The organism is Actinoplanes sp. NPDC051861 (assembly GCF_040681145.1).
In the GTDB taxonomy this organism is placed as follows: domain Bacteria; phylum Actinomycetota; class Actinomycetes; order Mycobacteriales; family Micromonosporaceae; genus Actinoplanes.
The window spans coordinates 48,615-73,734 of sequence record NZ_JBFAYE010000017.1 but is presented as its reverse complement, the minus strand read 5'-3'; the positions used below and the strand labels follow the sequence as shown (position 1 = coordinate 73,734).

13 protein-coding genes are annotated in these 25,120 nt (G+C 70.4%); 8 read left to right on the top strand and 5 right to left on the bottom strand.

The window, feature by feature from the left end; all coding sequences use genetic code 11:
- Nucleotide 1: 1 nt before the first annotated feature.
- Nucleotides 2–6,757, bottom strand: coding sequence for a polymorphic toxin-type HINT domain-containing protein (locus AB0M02_RS33440; RefSeq protein WP_364234238.1), 6,756 nt, complete (start codon nt 6,755–6,757; stop codon nt 2–4).
- 22 nt (nt 6,758–6,779) lie between these two features.
- On the bottom strand, nt 6,780–9,485 hold the full coding sequence (locus tag AB0M02_RS33435; protein ID WP_364234235.1) for a DNRLRE domain-containing protein: 2,706 nt from the start codon (nt 9,483–9,485) through the stop codon (nt 6,780–6,782).
- 131 nt (nt 9,486–9,616) lie between these two features.
- Here AB0M02_RS33435 and AB0M02_RS33430 point away from each other — a divergent pair, with 131 nt between their 5' ends.
- Complete coding sequence (locus AB0M02_RS33430) at nt 9,617–10,528, top strand: DUF1295 domain-containing protein (RefSeq protein ID WP_364234232.1); 912 nt, start codon at nt 9,617–9,619, stop codon at nt 10,526–10,528.
- A 21-nt stretch (nt 10,529–10,549) separates the two neighbouring features.
- On the opposite strand, the gene AB0M02_RS33425 is transcribed toward AB0M02_RS33430, so the two are convergent.
- A complete protein-coding gene (locus tag AB0M02_RS33425; protein ID WP_364234230.1) occupies nt 10,550–12,433 on the bottom strand; it encodes a ricin-type beta-trefoil lectin domain protein in 1,884 nt (627 codons plus the stop codon).
- 192 nt (nt 12,434–12,625) lie between these two features.
- Here AB0M02_RS33425 and AB0M02_RS33420 point away from each other — a divergent pair, with 192 nt between their 5' ends.
- From AB0M02_RS33420 to AB0M02_RS33395, 6 genes are all read left to right on the top strand, one after another.
- Complete coding sequence (locus AB0M02_RS33420; protein ID WP_364234228.1) at nt 12,626–14,794, top strand: ricin-type beta-trefoil lectin domain protein; 2,169 nt, start codon at nt 12,626–12,628, stop codon at nt 14,792–14,794.
- Nucleotides 14,795–14,852: 58 nt separating this feature from the next.
- Nucleotides 14,853–15,842 carry a LacI family DNA-binding transcriptional regulator gene (locus AB0M02_RS33415; protein WP_364234225.1) on the top strand — a complete coding sequence of 330 codons (990 nt, stop codon included), beginning with the start codon at nt 14,853–14,855 and terminating at the stop codon, nt 15,840–15,842.
- 10 nt (nt 15,843–15,852) lie between these two features.
- Nucleotides 15,853–16,263 (top strand): tRNA (N6-threonylcarbamoyladenosine(37)-N6)-methyltransferase TrmO, encoded by a 411-nt coding sequence (gene tsaA / locus AB0M02_RS33410; protein WP_364234222.1) that lies wholly within the window; start codon nt 15,853–15,855, stop codon nt 16,261–16,263.
- A gap of 106 nt (nt 16,264–16,369) precedes the next feature.
- Nucleotides 16,370–16,774: a hypothetical protein gene (locus AB0M02_RS33405; protein WP_364234219.1), complete on the top strand. Its 405-nt coding sequence runs from the start codon at nt 16,370–16,372 to the stop codon at nt 16,772–16,774.
- Between the two features lie 176 nt (nt 16,775–16,950).
- Complete coding sequence (locus AB0M02_RS33400) at nt 16,951–20,484, top strand: P-loop NTPase fold protein (protein ID WP_364234217.1); 3,534 nt, start codon at nt 16,951–16,953, stop codon at nt 20,482–20,484.
- Between the two features lie 46 nt (nt 20,485–20,530).
- A complete protein-coding gene (locus tag AB0M02_RS33395) occupies nt 20,531–22,045 on the top strand; it encodes a S1 family peptidase (RefSeq protein ID WP_364234216.1) in 1,515 nt (504 codons plus the stop codon).
- Here AB0M02_RS33395 and AB0M02_RS33390 read toward each other — a convergent pair.
- Nucleotides 22,029–23,282: a cation:proton antiporter gene (locus AB0M02_RS33390; RefSeq protein ID WP_364234214.1), complete on the bottom strand. Its 1,254-nt coding sequence runs from the start codon at nt 23,280–23,282 to the stop codon at nt 22,029–22,031. The genes AB0M02_RS33395 and AB0M02_RS33390 overlap by 17 nt on opposite strands.
- A 184-nt stretch (nt 23,283–23,466) precedes the next feature.
- On the opposite strand from AB0M02_RS33390, the gene AB0M02_RS33385 reads away from it, so the two are divergent.
- A complete protein-coding gene (locus tag AB0M02_RS33385) occupies nt 23,467–24,471 on the top strand; it encodes a peptidoglycan-binding domain-containing protein (RefSeq protein WP_364234211.1) in 1,005 nt (334 codons plus the stop codon).
- Here the strand turns inward: AB0M02_RS33385 and AB0M02_RS33380 are convergent.
- Entirely contained in the window at nt 24,452–25,087 is a 636-nt protein-coding gene (locus AB0M02_RS33380; RefSeq protein ID WP_364234209.1) for a DUF4360 domain-containing protein, read from the bottom strand. The two genes, AB0M02_RS33385 and AB0M02_RS33380, sit on opposite strands and share 20 nt — an antisense overlap.
- Nucleotides 25,088–25,120 lie beyond the last annotated feature (33 nt).

The window sequence follows — 25,120 nt, the reverse complement described above, 5'->3', positions numbered from 1 at the left end:
TTTACTCGAACGGGTTTGGTCCGTGGAAAATCACCTGATCCGGACTGAATCGGAACGATCCGAGGTGTGCCATCTCGTTGCGCTGGGTGGCCCTCTGCAGTGCTCCCGGCGGCATTCTGAACGCGATGACATGTGACCCGCGTCCCGCGTAGTCCGGAACTCCCGCGAACAGAGCGTTGTTCGCCTCACTCGGTGCCACGATCTCCTGGGTGAAGTAGGCGGCGTTCTTGCTGTTCGCCGTGACCACCCCACCCTCCATGATCGACGCGTGCCCGGCCTCGTCCGTGTAGTGGAAGAAGGTGTTCTCGTCCAACGCGTCAGTGAGGTTGTCGACACTGTGTTTGGCCGCATCCCCGCAGTTGTGGACGAGCACGGGAGCCCGGCCGGCGAGTACGTAGTACGTGTGGATGTCGGCGACGGTGAGGTTGTAGGCGGTCAGGTCCTGGACGTACTCCGACAGGGCGGTTACCGGGACCGTCGTGCCGGCGGAGGTTTGCAGACGGTCGCCGGTTCGCAGGTCCTCGGCGTAGCGGTAGGTGCGGCTGGTGGTCTCCCAGAACGGGTGCTGGTCGGTGGCCCGGAGTGTCGCTCCGCCCTGCACGGTGACCGCGACCATCCGGTGCACGCCTCCGTGCCGGATCAGACGGGTCACCGGCCGCGTGGCGGTGCGGCCAGTCCGGGCGTCGGTGGCCACGACCTGATCGCCGAGCTGGACCGCCTTGATCGGTTTGGTCCGGCCGTTGGCCATCAGGACCGGTGTGTCGCCGGTGAAGCTGTTGACGGCGCAGCTGTCGCTCTTCTTGAACAGGTTGGTGACGCGGCCGAGCATCGCTGAGGCGCGGCCTATGTCGGCCTTGGCCTTGAAGAAGCCCTTGATGCCGCTGACCAGGTCGCCGCCGAGTTTCCAGAGGAGTTTGCCGAGTTTGGCGGCCTTGCCCCAGCGGAAGGCGTACTTGGCGACGAGTTTCGCGGCGAAGCCGCTGACGGCGGACATCAGCGCGTTGATGGCGGTCTCGGCGCAGGCGCCCAGGTCGCCCTTCGTGACGCAGTCCAGGCCGGCGGTGATGCCGAGCTCGTCCATCAGGACCTTGCCGAGCTTCTTGGCCGTCTCCACCAGCTTCTTCTTGACCTCGACGCTGCGCTGGCGGGCGGCGTTGAGGTTGCGCTGCGCGGCCTCCACGGCAGCCTTGCGGGCGGTGGCCGGCTCGTCGTTGTTGTAACAGGTGCCCGCGCACGGCTTCGCCTTCCCGGCGCGCATGGCCTCGTCGTGCTGGGTGCAGGACGGGGTGCGGCACCACGAGCCGGGTTCCAGGCCGGTCGGGTCGCTCAGCGTGATCGGGCTGTTCTGGCTGTAGACGTACGGGTTGAAGGTGGCCGGGGCGGTGGGCCGCATGATCGGGTCGACGGAGAGGAACCGGCCGGTCGCCGGGTCGTACTCGCGGGCGCCCAGGTGGGTGAGGCCGGTGGCGGCGTCCTTCACCCCGCCGACGTAGCCGCGCTCGCCCGGCCAGACCACCGGGGTGAAGCCGGTGCGCTCGGCCCCGAACGGGTAGTAGCGGCGGCGCTTGAGGTCGCTGGTCGTGGTGAAGTCGGCGGACCAGATAGGCGAGCCGTTGTTGTCAACGAGCAGGGCCCGGACCGGGCCGCCGGACTGGCGCATCGCGACGGTACGCCCGTCGAACTCGTAGTACCGGGTCGCGCTCACCACCCCGGTGGTGGTGTTCAGCTGTACCTCGGTGTTGTCCAGGTACAGCGTCTTGACCGTGCCCTCGGTACGGATGAGCCGTTCCCCGTCCGCGTCGTAGACGTACGAGCTGGACGTCCCGTTGGTGGTGGCCGCGCTGACCCGGCCCTCGTCGTCCCAGGTGAAGCTCTGGTTGCCGGTGCTCGCCCCGGTCGTGGTCCGGGTCTTGGTGTTGCCGGCCAGGTCGTAGGTGTACGCCGAGGTCGTCGCGCCCCCGGACAGCGGCGTGTTGACCAGTTTGGTGAGGGTGTGCGGCTGCCCCTTGCCCGTCGCGCTGACGGCCGGGTACGTGTAGACCCGCGACGTGTCCCCCCACGACGAGTAGATCGTCTCGGTCTTCCGGTTGCCCCCGCTGTCGTACGTGTACCCGTGCCAGTACGGCGCCGGACCCGCCAGAGCCGCCCGGTCCGGTGCCGTGGTGCACACGACGTTCGTGGCCGGCGTCCACGCGCCCGTCAGCTGCGCCGCGGCGTCGTAGCTGTAGCACTGCTTCTCCGCGCTGGTGCCGCTCACCGACGGGCTGTCGGTCACCGACGTGATGTTCCCGCCCTTGTCGTAGGCGTAGCTGAGGTTCACGTCGTAACCCGAGGCGGTCTGCCGCTGCGCCGTCTGCCCGGCGAGCCGCCGCGTACCCTCCTCGTACGCGTACCCGAGGAAGATCGTCGCGTCCGCCCGCCCGAGCCCGTAGATCAGGCCCTCGCCGTACGACGACCGGATCACGCCGCCGACGATCGACCCGGCCGCGGTGGACGCGAGCGACGCCATGCCGCCCAGCTGCTCGTCGTATCCGATGCGCAGTTGTTCCGCGCCGATCCCCGCCTGCGGCACCGGCGGCAGGTCGACGGTCGCCAGCGACCCGTTCCCGCCGTACGCGTTGGCCGTCTCATAGGTGCCCTGCAGCGCACCCTCGGCGGCCGGGATGACGAGCTCACCACCGGTCGGCCGGTACGCCTCGTCGTACCCGGTGATCCTCTGGGTGTACGCCTGCCCGTTCACGTAGCGGGTGGTGGAGGCCGGCTTGCCCTTGGCGTCCGTGACCGTGTCGTACGTCCGTGACGTGAGCAGTGCCCCGCCGCTGTCGGCCCGGCGGGTCTCGGTCAACCGGCCGAGTGCGTCGTACCCGGTCCAGACGGTCTGCCCGCGCGCGTCGGTGCTGGTGACCACCTGGTCGTTGTCGTTGTAGGTCGAGGTCACGACGCCCTTGTCCGGGTCGTCGGTCCGGACGAGCCGTCCCCGCTTGTCGTAGCCGTAGTCCCACTTCGCCCCGGACGGTCCGGTGACCTGTGTGAGCCGGCCGAGCGGGTCGTAGCTGTACTTCGTCTCGTCGAAGCCGCCGGCACTGTTGGGGCTGTTGCTCTGGTATCGCCAGAGCGACGTGGTGCGCCCGCGCCCGTCGGTCCACGTGGTGGTGGGCTGCTGCCCGTCCGGCGGGTCGATCGAGATGAAGCTGCCGCCGTAACTGGTGCTGGTCCGGTACTTCTCCACGCCGGCCGACATGAACACGTCCAGGGTCGGGCGGTCGGCCTGGTCGTAGCTGATCTGGTGCCACGCCGACTTCTGCACGTCGGTGAGCTGCACGAGACCGCCGCCGGGCGCTCCGGTGGCGTAGTACGGCCCGCCGGTGCGCACGGCCAGGCCGCGCGAGTTGTACTCGCTGTCCGAGACGATCCGGCCCCCGCCCGTGGTGGCCTCCGGTACCTGCGTCTGCCGGGGGCGCAGCAGGCCGTCGAAGATCTCGTACTTGGTCCGGTAGGTGGGCGGCTCCACCGACGCCGCGACTATCTCCTGGGACCACACGTGCGAGGGGGCGCTCTTGGTGACCGAGTAGCCGAACTTCATGCTGGGCGTGTTCGGGTACGTGCCCTTCGGCCGCGACGGGGTCCACACCGCGGTGAGCCGGCCGAGTCCGTCGTACCCCAGCGACGTCACCCTGTCGTTGATGTCGGTCTCCTTGACCGGCACGCCCCACGCCGGGCTGACCTCGGTGGTCGCCTCGTTGTTCAGCGGGTCGGTGGTGGTGACCCCCACGGTGCCGCCGGTGTGGGTCTGCCCGGTCACGGCGAGATGCGTGTACGCCGTCCGCGTCACCCGGTTCATCGCGTCGGTCGTCGAGGTGACCCGCGCGTACGCGTCATAGCCGGCCTTGGACCGGGTGACGAACCCGCTGTCGCCCAGCGCCTGCGTCTCGGTGATCAGTCCCCGGCTCGGTGCCGCTCCGAACGCGCCGCCGTCGTAGAGCGTGCGCGAGTGCGCGACCAGTGTGGCCTCGTTCATCGTGCCCGCGCAGGCCGACGCGTACTGCTTCTCCTCGCTGCCGGCCGACGTGATCCAGGCCGTGGTGTTGCGGGCGTAGCTGTACTGGCTGCACATGTCGTCAGCCGTGGTGCTGGTGTCGCCCCGGTCATCGACCCTGGTGGCGGTGCCGTAGACCGGGTCGGTGGTGGTCGTGGTCCGGGTGTGCCGCTCCCCGCCGCCGAAGATCGCCGTGTAGTCGTCGGTGACACCCGGCCCCACCAGCGTCGCGGTCTTGGATCCCGAGGTGGCCGTCGGCGCGCTGATCCACGGTTTGCTGATCGTGGTGGAGATCCGCTCCGACCCGTTGAAGATCTCGGTCTCCAGAGGGGTGCCGGCCACCCGGTCCGCGTCGAGGGTCTCGCCGTTCTTGGAGTCGGTCACGTTGACCGGTGGCACCGTCGAGCCGTCGGCGGCCCGGTTGCCGTCCATCCCGCGCAGGTACGTCGTGGTGGTCAGCGACTTGGGCGTGCTCGCGTCGCCGCGCCGCACCTCGACCTTGCCGTACCCGCGCCAGCCCGACCAGGTGCGGTGCCGCGCCGGGGTGATCTCGCTGTCGTCGTAGCGCCAGGCCGCCCCGCCCACGTAGGTGATCGAGGTGACCGTGTCGACCGCCCCGCCGACCAGGTCCTTCTCGCCGACCTGGGTGACCACATACTTGTAGAACCAGGTCAGCGTCGGGTTCGTCGCGCCGACCGGCGTCCAGTACGACGGATAGCACCGTGTCGTGTTGGTCGCCGGTGACGACGGCAGGGTGCTGCTGCTGCACAGCCGGCCCGCGCCCACCGTGGTGTCGTAGACCGGCGAGATCTCACCGCCGGTCTCGTTGCGGATCAGCGTCAGCCGCGGCTTCCACATGACCGGGCCGTCGATCAGGCCGGTGACCCGGTTGCGGTACATCTCGTACGCGAACGTGATCGCCGGCATCGGGGTGGTCGCGCCGTACCTGCCGGTGTGCGTGATGCCCTTGAGCTGCAATCCTCCGGACGAGCCGTCGGCGGGGTCGTAGAAGTCCTGCGCGAAGTCCCACTGCTCGATCGTGACCGGCTGGTTCGCGGCGCTGAGGATCTGGGTGGCCACCGAGGTCAGGCGTTTGCGGGTGAAGAACGCCGGCGAGCCGTTGGTGCCGCACGAGGTTGTCGACGTGCAGATCTGGTCGAACGGCACGTCCGGCCAGCGGGCCGCGTTCGCCGAGGTCAGCTTGGCCGGGGCGCAGTCGAAGTTGTCGTCCGGCAGGCAGCGCTCGGCGGTGGTGAACACGACCTGCGCCGGCGCCGGGCTGCTCTCGGCGCCGCTCCGCGTGCCGTACGTGATCTTGGTGAGGTGACCGCCGGCGGTGTAAGCGGCCGACCTGGCGTCGCCGGACATGGCCGCCTGCCGCTGGTAGCGGTTGGTCTCCCTGGCCCAGCCGTAGTTCATCGTGTTGCCGTGCACGTCGACGACGCGGTCGACGTTCCAGCGCCACGCCTGATCGCAGAACGACGCGGTGAAGGTCGTGGCCCGGCACGGCTCACCCGGCTGGTTGCCGGCCACCGGGACGGTCCAGGTGGCCGCCGCGGTCGTGCCGAAGAAGTACTGCGTGCCGTCGGAGGTGGTCAGCTTCCAGTGCTCGCCGTTGTCGTCCGGGCTGCCGGCCGCTCCGGTGAGCAGCTCGATGCGCGACCCGTCGTCGTTGACCAGCTTGTACTTCCCGGTCGAGGCGTCCCGGATGACCTCACCGGAGTGACCGCCGAGCGCCAGGTTGACGGTGTCGGTCTTCCAGCACAGGTCACCGGTCTTGACGCTGTTGTTGCCGCCGGACTGATCCTCCTGACAGGACGCGTAGTTGCGCTCGACGTAGCCGATCGGCAGGTCGAAGCCCTCGCCGAGCCAGGTCGGCTGCGCGTTGGTCGAGGCCGTCCGGCCGTCCACCGAGCCGGAGTCGTAGGCGACGGTGAGCTGCGGCGACGGGCCGTTGAGGCCGGGCGGCACGCGCAGCGGGTAGGACCAGGAGAACGACCCGGACTGGGAGCCGGCGCTCCAGGTGGACGACGGGGACAGCGGCGTGGCGGTGTAGGAGCCGGAGGACCCGGACGCCCCGGCGACCAGGGCCAGCACGGCGGGTGCCTGCTCGACGGCGACGGTGGCGCGGGCCACCCGTGCGGTGCCGGCCCGCGAGCCGGGCAGGGCGGTGGGTTGCCGGCACGCGGCCACGTCCGGGGTTTCGAGCGCGCACGCCGGGAGTCTCACCAGGTGCAGCCGGTCGGCCCAGCCGCCACCGACGGCGCCCGCGAACGTGGCGGTGTCGACGGCCACTTCGACCTCGTCACGCCCGGCGCCGGCTCGGTCCAGGCGCAGCACCACGCCGGTGAGACCAAGGCGGTTCGCTTGCGACTGCGGGAGCAGTTTCATGCGTACGGTAAAAGGTCTTGAATCTGCCCTGGTGCGCGCCACCGTGACCGGAAGTGATCCAGCTTTCGCCGCGCCGCCCGTGAGCTCGACGGTGGCCTCGCCCGCGGACGGCCAGTCGACCTGGCGGGGCACCGCGGGCCGCACGTCGGGCCGAACCAGATCGGTCACCCGGCTCGGCACGTCACGGACCGGAAGTGGCGTCTCCTTCGGCGCCTTCGGAGTCCCGTTCGGGCGTGGCGCCGCCGCGGCCGGCTCCTGGACCGCCAGCAGTGTGGACGTCAGAATCGCGGCGAGCCCGAACGAGACCCGCCGCACCGTCGATTGCCTCATCCCAGCCCCCGAAACTCGCGTCTTACGGTGTGACCACCGGCGGATAGCGCCACTGCGTGCGTTGCGTGTCGTCGAACAGCCCGGCCGCGGCGACCGCCTCGTCGACCGCACCGGAGAACCAGCCGGCGACGCCCCAGTTCTTCGCCTCGGCCGCGACGCGCAGATAGGAGGAGGTGGCCCGGGAGTAGGCGAAGGTGCCGCCGAACACGCCCGAGTCGTCGATCTCCGAGGGATCGGTCTCGGTCACCGTGTAGAGGTGCAGCTCGGCGTCGCCGCTCTCCAGGGTCTCCAGGGTCACGGTGCCCTGGAGCCACTCGCCGGCCTCCGCGATCCGGCGGCTGGGCAGCGCGAACGCCACCGTGCCGTCCGGTTTGTAGAGCGTCGCGGTCAGCCGGGGCGCGACCGGGCCGGGTGTGCCGGTGGCGTCCTTGGGCCCGGCCACCGTCTGGATCGCCAGGCTGAACGAGGCGTTGCCCGAGTCGCCGTCCTGCGCGATCAGCACCCGCTTGCCGGTGACGCTCGCGGGCCGGGCCCAGACACTCACGGTGAAGTTGTTCCCGTTCACCGGGCCCGGCTGGCCCATGCCGGCGCCATGCGCGTTCGTGCCGTTGAACACCATCGTGGAACCGGCGCTCAGCGGGTATCCCGGCGACTCCCAGGTCACGCCGCCGCTGGTCAGCAGGCCGTTGCCCGGTGCCTTCTGGTTCGCCGTCGTGGTGCCGGTGCCCTCGTCGAAGCGCCACCAGTCCTGAGCCTGGCCGCCCACCGCCATGACCGGGTTGTCGCCGCCGCCCCACACCGCCGGCGATCCGCGGTTACCGGCCGCGTCATAGGCCCAGACACGCAGCAGGAACGGGCCCTGCGCCCGGACCCGGACGGTGGCCCTACCGTCGAAGACCGACACCGGTCCCTCGGAGGGCACGTCGTTGTTGATCGCCCACCGGTACTGGGTGACGTCGTTGCCGCCGCCGGTGAAGTGGAACCTGACGTCCTGCCCGACGGCGAACGTGCCGCCGTCGAACCAGACCAGCGGCGGCGCGGGCGCGGTGTTGTCCACGACGAAGTTGCACCAGTTGGTCCAGCCGCCGGTCAGCGGATTCGGGTTCTGGTTGTCGGTGGTCCGGGCGATCCAGCTCCACGACCCGTTGGCCAGGTTCGGTATCTGCTGGCGGAACGTGGCGCCGGACGCGCCGGGGTCCGTGACGAACCGGTGGGCCCACGTCGAGGCGCCGGCCTTCCAGATCTGGAACTCGACCTTCACCTGGTTGTCGGTGCCGTCCGGGTCGGTCGCCTTCACCTGCATGATCGGCATGTCCAGGGCGGGCACCGAGCCACCGCACTTCACCGGCGGCGAGATCATCTGCGGCGACGACGGCACGTTCGGGAACGTGTTGTAGACGACCTCGAGGGTGGACTCGTGATGGTTGAACCGCCGCCACCCGGTGCTGGAGGTCTCGTCGGCGGCCCGCAGCATCAGCGTGGTGGTGGCCCAGTTGTTCAGCACCGACCTGATGACCTGGTTCTCCACGTCGAAGTCGAGCATCGAGCCACCCGGGTTGCAGCCGGCCCGCCCGGCCGTGGCGACGTTGCGCTCGGTGTACGGCAGCCCGCTCGTGGACGGCTGGTTGTTCCAGGTGGTGTTCTCGCTGACGCCGTTGCTCAGCCACACCTGCATCCGGTTGGTGTTGCAGGAGTACGCCCAGACCTGCTTGGTACGAAAGGTCGCGGAGACGATCGTGCGGCCCGCCACCCGCAGCCGGGACGTGTCGTAGGCGAAGTAGAGCCGCTTCAGGTGGGTGCCGTCCTCCGGGGTGCTGACGTAGCCCATGCCCTCGTTGGCGTCGGGGTTGCCGCGACCCCAGAACCAGCCGGAGTTCGAGGTGGGGAACGAGCGGTTGACCATGGTGCGGTGCTGCTTGCCGGCGTCGAACGACGGGTCGATGAAGACCGGGAAGACGGTGCCGGGATCGGTCAGCAGGTCACGGTCCGCCCGCAGCGTGACCGCCGCCGCGCCGACCGACAACCCCAGCCTCGCGACCCGGTTGCCCTCGACCGGCCCCTCCGCCGACGCCCGGCCCGGTCCCGCCTGCCCCCGCTGCCGCGAGTCCCACATGGTCGGCGCCGGCCCGGCCAGCAGCTTCGTGCCGGCGCGGTCGCGGACCTCGACACCACCGTCACGCGTCTTCCTCGTGGACAGGCCGGTGCCGCCGAGGCCGAAACGCAGCGTGGCCAGAGCCGGGTTCGCGGCGGCGGCGCGGTTCTTGACGACCAGCACCTCGCTGAACCCGGTGGTGGAGGCGGTGACGACCAGGTCGGTGCCGGGGAGCACCTCTGGATAGGTCGCGGTGTTGCCGGCCAGGACCGGCGGCGGCAGGTGCATGGGCGCGCTCATCTCGAGGTACGCCTTGCCGTCCCGGATCCTCGCGAGCGGCTCGTCACCACCGGCGGAGAACGCCATGTCGACGACGGCCGCTCTGGGAACGATCGTTCTGTCCGGCCGCCTTTCGAGCGTTGCGTCGGCCGGCACCCAGGTCGTACCCCGCCTCACTCGCACCGGGTTCGCCGACATGATGACGGTGGTCGTACCGTCCGGGTTGGCGAAGGTGGTGTCGTACTCGGTCCTGGCCGCCGTGACCTCCACGCGGCTCTTCTCCGACATATCCGATTTATCGGATATAGGTGCCACGATCGTCGTGGCTACCATCAGCGCGCTCAGGACCGGCTTCATCGACACAGGGCACACTCCTGCGGGACGTCTCGGATCGCCTGGGGGAGTGCGATGTGGATGATGTTCGATGTATCTGAAGCGGATGATGATCTGCGGTCATGATGCTTGTCAATGGCCATACCCTGTTTGGCATGACAGCCGACTATCAGGTGGGCCGTAACCTCGCCGAGGCCTCGCGGCCGGTGGGGTTCGCCGTCGTCGCGCTGGCCTACCTGATCGCCGGGCTGGCCGCGTGGGCCGTCGTCGCGCTCCTGAGCGACACGCATCCGTTGCTGGTCACGTTCTACGCAGACCTCGCTGCCACGCTGGTGGTGTTCGGTGCGAGTGTCATGGTCGCGAACGCGAGTCTCTACGATCCGTATTGGAGCGTCGCCCCGGCCGCGATCGTCGTCGTGTGGCTCGACGTGTTGACCGCGCGCACGGCTCTCGTACTCTTGCTGGTCCTTGCCTGGTCTTTGCGGCTGACTCTCAACTGGGCCGTGTCGTGGCGCGGCCTGAGTCACGAGGACTGGCGTTACGTGCAGTTACGGGAGCAGCGGCCGGGCGGTCTGCCGTGGTGGCTGGTCAACCTGATCGGCATCCAGCTGATGCCCACCCTCGTGGTCTTCACCGGCCTGCTCGCCGTCTGGCCCGCGCTGACGGTGACCTCCCGCCCGTTCGGCCTGCTGGACGTCCTCGCGGTGGCCGTCACTGTCGGCGCGATCGCGCTGGAGACCCTCGCCGACCGCCAGCTGCACCGCTTCGCCGCCGACCCCGCCAACCGCGGCCGGATCATCGACCGCGGCCTGTGGCGCCGGTCCCGCCACCCCAACTACCTCGGCGAGATCCTGTTCTGGTGGGGCATGTGGCTGTTCGCCCTGGCCGCCGCCCCGTCCTGGTGGTGGACGATCGCCGGCCCGATCACGATGGTCCTGCTCTTCACGTTCGTCAGCGTCCCGATGATGGACCGCCGCTCCCTGGAACGCCGCCCGTCCTACGCCGACCACATGACCCGCGTCCCGGCGCTGCTGCCCCTGCCTCGCAGGCGGGCGGCCTCCGGCTGAGGCCGCCCGCCTGCCGTTCGGTCAGGCGGCGGTCCACTTCTGGTTGGTGCCGCCGGTGCAGTCCCAGAGCTGGAGCAGCGCGCCGTTGGCCGTGCCCCGGTCCAGCACATCCACGCAGCGGTTGGCGGCGGTGTTCACCAGGTCGCCGGAGGCGGTCAGGGTGAAGCGCTGCGCGGCGGTGCCGTTGCAGGTGTAGAGCTGGACCGCGGTGCCGTTGGCGGTTCCGGCCGCGGCGGCGTCCATGCACTTGCCGAGGGAGCGCAGGGTGCCGTCGGCGCCGGGCGTCCACTGCTGCGCCGTCGTGCCGTTGCAGTCGTAGATCTGCAGGCGGGCCCCGTCGACCGGGTTGGCCGCGGGCACGTCGATGCAGCGGCCGCTCGCGTTGGACCGGAGCGCGGAGCCGCCACCGCCACCACCCGCCGGCGCGTCCTTCCAGATGTACGTGCCGACGGTCTTCGCCGGCAGGGTGCTGGTGAACTGCTGCGACCCGGCGCGCACGCTGAACGTCTGGTTCGCCGTGCTTCGGTTGACCACCACGGTGACCAGGCTGCCGTCCGGGTTGAGGAACGCCACGTTGGTGACCGTGGACGCCGAGCCGTTGTTGGTGCCGACCCGCTTGGCGCCGCGCTGGATGAACTTCGAGAACTGCGCGGTGAAGTAGTACTCGGGCAGCAGGTGCACGGTGTCGGGACTGGACGGGCTCTGCACCAGCATCGTCGGGTCGGGGGAGCCGGTCCACTTCTCCGGCTGCCGGTTCTGGTCGAGCATCGTGACCCAGTTCTGGTACATGATCGAGCTGTTGCGCAGGTAGTCGACGATGCGGTTCGCGCCGGTGGTGCCCCACACCGCGCGCTCGGTCATCGCGACGTCCTTGGCGGGGTAGTTCGCCTTGACCTGGCCCATGATCGACGGCTCGCCGGAGTAGTCGTGGAAGGCCAGCCCGTCGACGGCGTTGAAGGCGTCGTTGGGGCTGCCGGGGTTGCCGATGACGCCGGCGACATACGACGGGCCCTCGGCGAAGTTGTGGTCGAACGCCCAGATCTTCGTGCCGCCGAGGCCGTTGCCGGTGAACTCGGCGCGCATCGCGATGGCGAGGCGGCGCTCCTGGTCGGCGGAGAGCAGCGTGCCGGGGTAGTCCGGCGGCGAGTACAACGGCTCGTTCTGCAGGGTGACGGCGTGGATCGGCAGGCCCTGCGCCGCGTACGCCTGAACCGCCCGCCGATAGTAGGCCGCGAGAGTCGGCACGTGCTGGTCGAGCAGGTTGCCGCCGATCAGGCTGTTGTTCTGTTTCATCCACGCCGGCGGGCTCCACACGCTGGCGAACAGCAGCAGGTTCGGGTTGATCGCCTTGGCCTGCTTGAGGACGCTGATGATGTTGTAGTCGATGTCCTTCTGGATGGAGAACCGCGACAGCGAGGGGTCGGCCGTCCCGTCGTCGTACGTGTAGAAGGTCCGGCTGGTGAAGTCGCTCGTGCCGAACGCGATCCGGGCGACGTTGAAGCCCGCGCCGGTGGCCGGGTCGAGCAGCTGCCGCAGGGTCCGCTCGCGGGCGGTGGCGCTCATCCGGGACAGGTTGTAGATCGTGGACTCCTCGAGCGACGACCCGAAGCCGAGGATGCTCTGGTACTGCTGCGCGGTGTTCGCGGTGATCGTGGCGGTTCCGGTGGCGGCCACGATCGGGGCGTCCGCCTGCTGCGCGAGCCGGTACGGCGTACCCGCCAGCCCGGTCGCCGGATTGGTGTACCAGTTGCCGTTGACCGGCTCGAAGCCCGCGGTGCGCGACTCGGAACTCCAGTAGACCTGCACCGACGTGGCGGCGGCGGCCTCGGTGGCGGCGACACCGGCCAGACCGGCCGTCATCGTGATCGTGGCGGCGGCGAGGGACGCCGCTCGGCGGGCTGACACCACAACATGTCCCCTCTCGGATTTGTAACGGTCACGAAACACCGTTACATGCATGGGTGTCAACGCGAAGACGCCGAAAAACCGGTTCCGGAACGGGAGTGCGTTCCGGAACGCGAAACTGTTGACATTCTTTGCTGTAACGGTGTTACGTGACGATGCTCGATCCCCCGAACCCCTCCCAAGGGAGTCCCCATGCGTCCGAAGATCCTCGCCACCGGCGTCGTCGCCGTCGTGGTCACCGGTCTGAGCGTCGCCGGTGTCACCAGTGCGTTCGCCGCCTCAGCGGGTTCACTGGTCAGCGCGTCCAGCGGCAAGTGCGTGGACGTCGCCAACAACTCCACCGCCGACGGCACCGCGATCCATCAGTGGACCTGTTACAGCACGGTCGCCACCCAGCAGTGGACCCTCGCCGACAACGGCCAGGTCCAGACCCAGGGCAAATGCCTGGACGTGGCCAACAACTCCAGCGCCGACGGCGCGCTGACCCACCTGTGGACCTGCTTCGACACGGTGGCCACTCAGAAGTGGACGCTGAACTCCTCGGGCGCGCTGGTCAACCAGGGCAACGGCAAGTGCCTCGACGTGCCGAGCAGCAGCACCGCGGACGGCACCCGGCTGCAGATCTGGTCCTGCACCGGCGCGGCCAACCAGCGCTGGACGCTCAACGGCGGTCCCACCACGCCGCCGACCAGCAACCCGACCAACCCCACGAACCCCGACCTCGGCCCGAACGTCACGATCTTCGACCCGTCGATGTCCGCCGCCACCATCCAGAACCGGCTCAACCAGGTCTTCAACCAGCAGGTGACCAACCAGTTCGGACAGCAGCGGTACGCCCTGTTGTTCAAGCCCGGCACCTACAGCGCCGACGCCAACGTCGGCTTCTTCACCCAGGTCGCCGGTCTGGGCCTCACCCCGGGCCAGACGGTGATCAACGGCCGGGTGCACGTGGAGGCCGACTGGTGGCCGGACGGCTCGCAGAACGCCACCCAGAACTTCTGGCGCTCCGCCGAGGGCCTGGCGGTCAACCCCACTGGCGGCGCGGACCGGTGGTCGGTGTCGCAGGCGGCCCCGTACCGGCGCATGCACGTGCGCGGCAACCTGGCGCTCTCCGACGGCGGCTGGTCCTCCGGCGGCTGGATGTCCGACACGAAGGTCGACGGCCAGATCAACTCCGGCTCGCAGCAGCAGTGGATCACCCGGAACTCGCAGATCGGCTCCTGGACCGGCTCCAACTGGAACCAGGTGTTCGTGGGCGTGCAGGGCGCTCCGGCCAACAGCTTCCCGAGCCCGCCGTACACCACGATCGGCCAGGCGCCGGTGGTGCGGGAGAAGCCGTACCTCTATGTGGACTCCGCCGGCGCGTACCGTGTCTTCGTCCCTGCTCTGCGCCGCAACTCCGCCGGAACCACCTGGGCGAACGGCACGCCGGCCGGTGAGTCGATCTCGCTGAGCGACTTCTACATCGTGCGGCCGGGTGACAACGCGGCCAACATCAACGCGGCACTCGCCTCGGGCAAGCACCTGCTGGTCACGCCGGGCGTCTACAACATCAACCAGACCATCAACGTCACCCGCGCCAACACCGTGGTGCTGGGTCTCGGGCTCGCGACGTTCGTGCCGCAGAACGGCGTCGTCCCGATGCGCGTCGCCGACGTGGACGGTGTGAAGGTCGCCGGCATCCTGTTCGACGCCGGCACCACGAACTCGCCGGTGCTGATGGAGGTCGGCCCGAACGGCTCGGCCACCGACCACTCGGCCAACCCGACCTCGCTGCACGACGTGTTCTTCCGGATCGGCGGCTCGATCGCGGGCAAGGCCACCACGAGCCTGCTGATCAACAGCGACGACGTGATCGGCGACCACACCTGGATCTGGCGTGCCGACCACGGCAACGGCGGAACGGTCGGCTGGACCATCAACACGGCCGACAACGGGCTCACGGTCAACGGTGACGACGTCACGTTCTACGGCCTGTTCGTCGAGCACTACCAGAAGTACCAGACGATCTGGAACGGCGAGAACGGGCGCACGTACTTCTACCAGAACGAGATGCCGTACGACCCGCCGAACCAGGCCGCCTACATGAACGGCTCGACGCAGGGCTGGGCGGCGTACAAGGTCGCCGACTCGGTCAACAACCACCAGGCGTGGGGTCTCGGCTCGTACGCGTACTTCAACGTCAACCCGTCGGTGGTCAACGCCCGTGCCTTCGAGGTCCCGGCGAAGTCGGGCGTGCAGTTCCGCAACATGGTCACCGTCTCCCTGGGTGGCACCGGCACGATCAGCCGGGTCATCAACAACACGGGTGCAGCCGTTAACAGCGGGCACCAGGTCACGTTCCTCACCAGCGGTCCGTGATGATCTCAGCCGGGGCCGGTCGCGCGCCGGCCCCGGCTGACGACCTATGCTCTCCGCTGTGAGAAGGGGCGCGACGGTTCGGGATCTTGCCGCCCGCACCGGTCTGTCCATCGCCACGGTCTCGCGCGCGCTCAACGGCCAGGCCAACGTCGCCGAGCACACCCGGCAGCGAGTCCTCGAGGCGGCCGGGCGTGGCGGCAGCCGGCCCGCCGGCGGCGTGGTCTACCTGCGCTGCCCGTACCTGTTGACCGACTACTTCGGCCTGATCGTCTCCTCGGTCGCCGAGACCGCCGAGCTGCACGGCCTGCACATCCTGCTCAACGCGGGCAAGGCGGCCAAGGACAGCGACGTGCTGCTCAGCCTGCCCGACGAACCCGGCATCGACGCGGCGATCCTCATCCTCCCGCCCGAGCCGGAATCCGCCTTGGAAAACCTGCGTGACCGGGGATTCCCGTTCGTCGTGGTGGATCCACGCACGCCGCCCCCGCGTGACGTGGCCGCCGTCTCCGCCGCGCACTTCGCCGGCGCGCGCAGCCTGATGACCCACCTCGTCGAGCTGGGCCACCGCCGGGTCGCGATCATCGGCGGCCCGCGCGAGTGGCTGGTCAACGACAACCGGCTGGCCGGCTACGTCGCCCCGCTCGCCGAGATGGGCCTGCTCCCGGCGCCCGAGCTCATGCGTTTCGTGCCGGAGCCGAGCGAGGAACACGGCTACCGCGCCGCCTGCGAGCTCCTCGACGTACCGGACCGTCCCACCGCCGTCGTCGCGTTCAACGACAAGATGGCCGTCGGTGCCGCGCGTGCTGCCGCCGAGCGCGGCCTGCGCATCCCGGAGGACCTGTCCGTCGCCGGTTTCGACGACATCGACGTCAGTCGCGCGATGCAGCCGATGCTCACCACGGTCCGCCAGCCTCTGGCCGAGATGGGCCGGATGGCGGTCTCCCTGCTGCGCCGCCTGCTGGAACGCCACGAACTGGACGCCCTGCACGTCGAACTCGCCACCGAGCTGGTGGTCCGGGGCTCCACCGGTCCGGCGCCGCGGCGGTAACGTCGGGCACATGCCCGGTTTCGAGCTCACCCCGGTCGGCACGGTCGAGTCCACACTCACCGACCAGGCCGTCGCACCCCGGCAGGGCGACGAGGGCGCGCCCTCCGCGTGGCTGATCTTCTTCCCGGCGTACGCGGAAGCGCTCACCGACATCGCCCCCGGCACCACGATCCTGCTGCTCACCTGGCTGGACCGCGCCGACCGCACCGTTCTGCGGGTCCACCCGCGCGACGACCGGGCCCGCCCCCTGACCGGCGTCTTCAGCACCCGCTCCGCCGACCGCCCCAACCCGATCGGCCTGCACCGCGTCGAGGTCCTGTCGGTCGACGGCCCGCGCCTGCGGGTCTCCGGCCTGGAGGCCCTCGACGGCACCCCGGTCCTGGACGTCAAGCCGGTCCTTGAGCCCACCGGACAGCGCTGACCCGCACCCTTCATTCCCGCCCGGCCCGGCCGATAGTCGGGCGTGGCGAAGCTGAGACGAGCGCCGTTGCTGACCGCCGGCCTGGCACTGACGCTGGTCATGACCGGTGCGTGGGCCGCCCTTCGCCTCGAGGTCGGCGACAGCGTGCCGGGACCGGGACGAGGGCGCGACGACCCCGCCCACCTGGCCGGTTGCACCTGTCGAGCCTGTCGAGCTCGACGAACGACATGTCGACGGGGAGGACGCCTGCCTCAACGGCGGCAAGCCCGCGATCACCAGCAGTCTCACGCCTCTGCTGGAAGCGCGTTTCTCCGGAGCGCCCACGAGGGGTTTCAAGTTCGAGTACCGCATTCCGGGCACGTCGCCGAGCACGGTCGTCCTCACCGCGGACGCCTACCTGACGCCCCAGGTCGAGCCGGCGCACACCTACGAATGGCGGGTCCGCGCGGTCGGTGCGACCGGCTGGTCGGAATGGTGCGCATTCGCGGTTCGGCCGATGACCGTCGATTAGGAAGATCAAATTCATGTGCCCGCCCGGGTGCATGGTCACCCTCGGGCCCTCCCGGGGAGAACGGGCGGGGTGCATGGGCACCCTCGCATCCGCAAACCCGGAGCGGACGCTGTCCGTGATCTGATGGCCGGCCCGTTCCGGCGGTTCGAGAATGCTCCCACGTGGAGGGAGCGGACGTGGCCCAGGCAGCAGGACCGGCCGTCGACTGGCGGCGGCGGGTCGAGATCGTTCTCGGTGATCTCTTCGCGAGCGGCGCCCCGATCCTGGTGGCGCCGCGCAGCATCACCGGCGCCATGTCGGCCGAGGTCAGGAACCAGGTCGCACGCCTCGGCGCCAGGCCTCGCGACGACGTCACCCACTCACCGCCCGGTCAGGTAGTCGCCGTCCGGGCCGGTGGCCGAACGGTGCTGTTCGCCACGGTGGTGGGCACCGGATCCGCCGGTGGCGGCAGCACGGCCGGCATCGTGCGGGAGGCGGCGCGCAAGATCGGCAGGTTCGCCTCGGCTCCGGACGCCGTGGTTGCCGTCCCACTGCTGGGTGCGGGCGCCGGTGGCCTGCCGCCCGAACAGTCGATGCGCGCGATCGTCGACGGGTTCGAGGAAACAGCTCACCCCACCGCGGCGCTGCGGATCCACGTGTTGAGCCAGGACCTGGCCGACCTGTTGAACCCGCTGCTCACGGCGCTCGAGCCGGAGCCCGGGAAGGTCGGGGCGGCCGCGGCGTACAGCGAGGCGATCGAGCGTCTGGCCGGCCGTTTCCCGGCCGGTCAACAGCTGACGGCGGGTGCGGTAGCGGTAGCGGTGACGGGTGCGGCCGGCGGACTGGAGGACCTGGCCGAGGCCGGCACGACGGCCTCGATCGGCGATCACCTGGAAACCGTTCGAGGGCTGTGGTCGGTCGAGCACGTCCCGACCCTTCAGGAGACGAATCTGCTGCTGGGCCTCGCGCTGGACGCCCCGGTCGGCAAGCGGTTGCTCCGTGCCGGGCTCATCGACGCGCTGGTCGCCGAGCACGGCTCCGCGTGGGACCTGCTCAGCCCGGCCGGCCGGGATCTCGCCGAGGACCAGCCGCTGCTGGCGACGGCGCTCGGCGCACCGGCGGAGTGGACAGCGACGCTGCCGGCGCCCGTGACCCTGCTGGCGTTCTCGCCGGGCGGCGACCGCCTCGCCGCCCTCGCCGGCCGCGACGTCTACGACGTCGGCGCGGACGGCCCGCCGCGCCGGATCGGTGCGGTCGACGGCGTGGTGGTCTCGCTCGGCTGGAGCCGCGACGGCATCCTCGCTCTGCGCCTGGACGACGACGGTGCCGAAGCCGTGCGGGTGGACACCGGAACGGTCGTCGGGCGTGTGCCCGGCGTGACCGGCGGTCGTCTCGACAGCGGCCTGCCCGCGTGGCTCGTGCGCTCCGGCGAGATCGTCCGCTGGTGGGGTCCCGCCGACCGTGGCGAGGAGACGATCCTGCCCGCGGCCGACGCGGTGCTCGCCGTCGACGGCACCGGCCGGCGCGGTCTGGTGGCGCTTGGCAGCGAGGCACTGCTGGTCAGCACGCTCACGGAGGACCAGCCCGCCGAGGGGACCACACAGGCCGCGACGATCGGGCGGTTCCCGCGGCGGAAGGGGCCGTACGCGCTGGTGATGCTCGACGACCGCCCGGGGGTGGCAGAGGTCTCCGACGACAACCGGCTCGCCGTGGGTGAACTGGGCATGACACCGATGGCGCACGTCCTCACCGGTGGATCACCGATCGACGTGATGGCAACCGACGCGTCCGGCCACTGCCTTGCGATCGCCGGCCGCGAGCGGGTCTCGGTGTGGCCGGTGGCCCTGTCCCGTCCCGTGTCCCGGGTCGTCGCCGACTACGAGGCCGACGGCGTGCTCGGCCCCGACCTGCTCGACAGCGACCGCGACGCGATGGCACTGGCCGGCCTGATCGCCTCGGAGCAGCTGAGCCCGCCGCTGGCGATCGGCCTGTTCGGCGAGTGGGGATCCGGCAAGACGTTCGTCCTCGACCAGATCATCGCCGACCTGGGGAAACTCACCGGCTCGAAGGGCGAGGGCTATGTCCGCGAGCTCACCGTCGTCCGGTTCAACGCGTGGCACTACGCCGAGACCAACCTGCTGGCCAGCCTCGTCGACCAGGTCCTGCAGAAGATCGCCCCGCGGGCCGTCGAGGAGATCCCGGAGGTCGGCCACGCCGCTCGTCAGGTGGAGCAGGCGGCCGAGGAGGTCGCCCGCATCGACGGTGAGCTGGCCAAGGCGGAGACGGCCGTCACCGAATCCACCGCCCGCCTGGTGCGACAACGCCGTATGGCCTGGATTGCGGGTGGCCTGGTTCTGCTGCTCGCCATCGCGGCGATCACGGTCGTGGCGATCGGCGGGCCGGGTCCGGTGTTCGGGGCGGTGAGCGCGGCCGCCGTGATCTTCGGCTATGTCGCTGCGGCAACCGTGCACCTCCGCAACGCGCGGAGCCAGGCGGCCGAGATAGCCGAGACCGGGCGGGCGGGTGTCGCCGCCCTCGGCTGGTTCACTGCCCGGACCGCCGAGGAGTCGGTGCGGGCCGTAGCCTCGCACCGGCAAGCCGTACTGGATGAGCTACGTGCCGCGCGCGCCGACGAGGCGCGGCTGCGGGAGCAGGCGGAGCAGGTACGGCGACAGGCGGAGTCCGACCGCGTCGGCACGGTGCTGCGACAGCTCTCCTCGCTGACCGAGTACCGGGAGCAGCTGAGTCTCGTGACCAGCACCCGGGACCGGTTCAGCGAGATCGACGAGGCCTTCGTCAAGGACCACCGCCGGGTCGTCATCGCGATCGACGACCTGGACCGGTGTGCGGCCGAGAAGGTGGTCCAGGTTCTCGAAGCCGTGCACCTGCTGTTCAACTTCGCGATGTTCGTGGTCGTCCTCGCGGTCGACACCCGCTGGCTCGACCAGTCGCTGCGGATCCGCTATCACCAGCTGCTCGGTGGCTCCGGCGGCGCCGCTCCCTCCGACTACCTCGAGAAGATCATCCAGATCCCGGTCCGGCTGGTCCCGCTCGACGAGACGCTGATCCGCCGAATGATCACCGGCCTGACCGGCCGGTCGCCGAGCCGGGCGCCCGCCACGCGGCCGGACGCCCCCGCCGCCTTGCCGCTCACCCAGCCGGACGCCCCCGCCTCCGTGCCGCCCACCCAGCCGGACGACGTCGCGCCGCCACTGGAAGACGCGCCGGGCGCACCCGAGGAGCCGGCGGCCGCGGAGGTTCCGGTCAGCCAGTTCCCGCGTACGCCCCGGCGGCGTCTCCCGGCCGAGGTCCTGCACATCACCGAGGACGAGGCCAGGGCGATGTCGGTGGTGGCCCCGCTGGTCGGCACGACACCGCGCACGGTGAAACGGTTCGTCAACACCTACCGCCTGATCAAGGCCCGGGTGAAGGATCCCGCCGGCTTCGATCGCCCGCGCGGCGGCATCGGTGACCACGAGGTCGTCGCGTTCCTGCTCGCGGTGAACATCGGACAGCCGGCGGCGGCCCGGGAACTCACCGCGTCGCTGCGATCCGCGTCCGCCGATGGAACCCTGCGGACCGTGATCGACAGGTCGGACCCGGCACAGGCCGCCGTGCGGCGCTGGCTCGACGCCCATCCGCGCTACGTCGAGGCCCCGGCTCACCGTTTCGCGGACTGGGCGCTGGAGGTCAGCCGATTCTCGTTCGCGCCGCTGAAGGCCGAGAGCTGAGCCCGGCCGCAACATTTTCGCAAGCTCGGGTTGTCACGGTCCGGGGATGATTCGACGACGAGGAAAGTACGGCTTGGCGGGTGTGCTCGCGGTCTGCGTCACCGCGTCGGCGCTCGTGCCGCTCAACGCCGGGGACGAGGGGCCGGTTCGGCTGCTGCCGGCTGCCGGTGTCGGGGAGACCGCGCTGCGCACCGCTCCCGGGATGGTCGACGCGATGCAGCGCACGTTCCACCTGACCAGGGAGGAGGCGGTCGCCCGGATCGGGCGGGGTGAGGCGGCGCGCCAGGTTGCGGGGCGGGCGCGGGTGGCGGCCGGTTCCGCCTATGCGGGTGACTGGCTGGACGACGATGTCACCGCCGTGACGGTGGCCGTCACCGACCGGGCCGTCGCGCGCGCCGTGCGGGCGGCCGGGGCGAACCCGGAGCTGGTCCGGTACACCCACAACAGGCTGGTCGCCGCCGAGGCGCGGCTGCAGGGGGCGCGTGATGTCAGTGGCACCTCCATCGACCAGCAGCTCAACCGGATCGTCGTGGAGAGCCGGCCGGGTGCCGAGCCGGCGGCACGGGCGGCGGTCAGCGCGGCGGCGATCGACCCGGCGATGGTCGAGTACCGGACGCAGCGCGACGACGCCGTCGCCGCGACGATCGACCACCACGGCGGGGAGCTGTTCACCACCTCGAAAGGCTCCTGCACCGAGGGCTTCAGCGTCGACCCGGGGGTGGGGCAGCTTCTCAACGTCCCGGGCTTCGTCACCGCCGGGCACTGCGGGCCGAACCAGGATCAGATCCGGGACCGCAACGGCCTGTTCGCCGGGGTGATCACCGACTCCACGTACGCCAACACCGGCCGGGGCCCGGACCAGGCCTGGGTGCCGCTGGCGGGCCTCCGTGACCCGCGGCCCGACGTGTTCAACTCCAGCACCGGTGGGTTCGTCCCGGTCCTGGGGTCGACGGTCGCCGCGTACAACGCCGACGTCTGCATGGAGGGCCAGGTGAGTAAGTGGCGGTGCGGGAAGATCACCGGATATCCGGCGAACGAGTCCGGCATCCCGGTCGGCCCGGACGGCGCGCTGCGTACGGTGACCGGCGTCGTGAAGACCTCGATCTGCTCCGACCTGGGCGACTCCGGCGCGCCGGTGCTCGCCGGCAACCAGGCACAGGGCATCGTCAGCTTCGCCACGGTCAACTGTGTCACGCACCCGCAGGGGCCCACCTGGTTCCAGCCGATCAACGGCATGCTCAACAGCATGCGCCTCAAGCTGCGGCTGCCCCAGGGCTCGCCGACGCCCGGCCCGCGGATCGGCGGACTCGGCTGCGGCGCGTTCCCGAGCCTCGGCTGGTACCGGTTCAAGTGCTACTCGAGCTGGTACGACGGCACCGACCCGGTGGTCCTGTCGTGGAGCAGCTACTACAGCGTGACGCCGGAGATCACCGACGTGGCCGGCAAGACCGCGACCGCCCTCGGCGCGTGCCCGCAGGGGCTCGCCAGCACGGTGACGCTACGGGTCACCGACTCGCAGGGGCGGCAGGACTTCATGTCGGCTCCTACCGGGTGTCCCTGACCTCAGGGTGAGGCACCAGTCCCCGGACCGGCACCGGTGGCCGGTCCGGGGCGGCGTGCGCGTGGTGGGCGACGCTCGCCGCGTACCGGCCGGCGAGCGGTTTCGCGCTGAAGCCGTGTGCCAGCACGCTGAACAGGACGGTGAGGCCGATGACCGCCACGGCACTGTCGGCCTCGCCGTGCAGCTCCTCCAGGGCGATCACCGCGAAGATGACCGAGGCCAGCCCGCGGGGCCCGAACCAGCCGATGAACGCCACGGTCGAGGCCGGGAGCCGGGTGCCGATCAGGACGAGCGCCACGGGGAGCATCCGGACCAGGGTCAAACTCAGGATCGCGTACGCGACGATGCGCCAGTCGGCGCTGCCGAGGACGATCGGCACGGCGACCGCACCGAAGAGCAGCCAGGTCAGCAGCGACATGAGCCCGGCTGTCTGCTCCACGTAATAGACCTCCTTGGCACCGCCGCGGCGGGCGAAGTGGCCGAACGCGAGCCCGGCGACGAACGCGGCGACAAAGCCGTTCCCGTGCAGCCAGAGCGCGCCCGCGTACGAAAAAAGGGAAAGCGCGAGGACCGCCGGGCCGGTGAAATCGTCGGAAGCCCAGCCACGTCGCCGGGCCATGCGCAACCCCTGCCCGCCGACCGTGCCCACCGCGATGCCGGCCGCAAGGCCGATGGCCAGCTCGACGAGAGCGGCGCTGACACCGTGCTGCTGAGCGTCCTCGGCAGCGAGGACACCGGCGATGGCGACCATCACCACCGGGGTGGCGATACCGTCGTTGAGCCCGCTCTCCACGTTGATCACTCGCCGGATCCGTTCCGGTACGGCGGGATTCGTCATCACCGAGGACCCGAGCGCCGCGTCGGTCGGTGCCAGCGCGGCGCCGACCAGCAGCGCCATCCAGAGCCCGGCCCCGTCGAGCACCCACACCGCCAGAACCGTCCCCGCGGCGATCGTGAGCGGGAGGCCCAGTCCGAGCAGCCGCGCGTAGAGCCCGAGATCGGCACGCAGCTCGCGCAGGCCGACCCGGGACGCGTCCGCGAACAGCACCCAGACGAGGGTGACCTCCGCGAACAGCTTGACGGACTCCGACGTCAGGTCCGGCAGTACCTCGGCGAGCAGCAGGCCCACGGTGACGAAGACGATGGGCGCGCTCAGGTCCGCGCGGCCGAGGCGGGCCGACAACAGGCCCCACGAGAACACGACCAGCGCGATGAGAGCCACCGCTGCCACGCCCATGTACGCCAGCCTCTCGTGTGCGGATCCGTTCCTCTTCACCCGGACGGGATGATCCGGGCGCCGCCGTTGGTTGCGACCCTGGCCCGCATGAATGGACTCCTGATGTGGGGACTGATCCTTCCGTTGCTGCTGGTGGTCGCCGGCACGATCGTGCTGATCCGCAAGCGCCGGGGCCGTCGCTGAGATGCGGGTCCGTGCAGCGATCCTCGTGGTGCTCCTCGCCCTGACCGCCTGCAGCGCCGAGGACCAGACCGCCCGGAAGCGGGAGGCACTGGCGGAGGCGCAGGCGGAGCTGGCCGCCCGGACAGACGCCTTCTGTACGGCCAGCGCCACCTATGTCACCGCGCTCGACCGCTACGGCGACCTGATCACCGAGACCGCGCCGACCGTGGGCGACGTGAAGGAGGCCGGCGCCGACCTGGGCGAGCCGCGGTCCGAGGTGGTCGAGGCCGCGGAGGATGTCGCGTCGGCGCGCGAGGAGGTCGCGAAGGCGGAGAAGGAGCTGGCGTTCACGGAACCGCCGCCGTCACGCGAGCCACTCGTCGCCGCCACCACCGTCAACCGGGTGAAGCAGGCCGACGCCGACTTCACGGCGGCGCAGGAGGGGATCGCGGATCAGACGCCGCTGCAGGAGGCGTCGGAGCGGTTCAACGCCGCGGCGGTCGCGCTGGAGATGTCCTGGCTGGCGCTGCTCGCCGAGGGCGGTTGTCTGAGCGAGGACCAGTTGCGGCAGGCTCGCGACTACACCCTGGCTGTTCAGAAGTCCCTGGCGGAGGCCGGTTACTACAAGCGCGAGGTCGACGGTGTCTACGGCCCCGACACGGTGGCGGCCGTCCAGGCTCTGCAGAGGAAGAACGGCCTGGCCGAGACCGGGACCGTCGACAAGGCCACCGACGCGGCGCTGCAGGCGGAGTTGCGGGCCAAGGGCGGTGCGGCCGCCGACGAGGCGATCGCGTCGACCGCCGCCGTGCAGCAGACGTTGAAGCTGGCCGGGTTCTGGACGGGCCCGGTGGACGGTCAATGGACCGATGCGCTGACCGAGGCCCTGAAGGAGTTCCAGGCGGAGCTGGGTGTCAAGCCCACTGGGACCGTGGACGCGGCGACGATCGCCGCGCTGGAGAAAGCCCTGGAGGAAACGTCCGGGCCGTCCCCTGCGGCCCGGACGCCTGTCAGCAGCGGCTCCAGCTGAAGTTGAAGAGGGTGTCGACGTCGCCCTCGGTGGTGTTCATCGACAGCGAGTTCGCGCCGGTGGAGTCGCCGGCGTCCACGCGCAGCTCGGTGTTGACGTTGAGAACGCGCTGCGTGTCGCACGGGGCGTAGGTGAGCACCGGCGCCACGTCCCAGGTCGCCCACTGGCCGTTCAGAGGGCCGGTGAGCGGCAGGTCCTTGCGCTCGCTCTCCGAGGATCCCTGCCAGTAGTAGCTCGTACGCTGCAGGCCCGACGCGCCGGCCAGCAGGTGTGCCTTGCCGCGGTAGCTGGCCGAGGCGATCGCGACCGTCCAGCCGTCCGGGATGGTCACCAGGACGCTGAGCTGGCAGTTCTTCCGGCGCTCGAGCACGCTCGTGTCCGGGCCGGCTTTGGCGACGAAGTTCCGGTACCGGACCCGGAAGCCGGTGTCGTCGGGGTTGCCCACGACGGACGCGGTGCCGGGGGCGCAGCCGGAGCCGTTGTTCGCGATCACCTCGACGGTGATCTTGGCGGCCGCTTCGGGCGCACCGTACGCGGGTGAGCCGAGCGGGAGCGCCACGGCCGCCGCGAGAACGGCCGCCGCCACGCGTTTCTTGTTGATCGATTGTTCTTTCATGGAGTTCCCTTCAGGTCGCAGGCGGGGGACTTT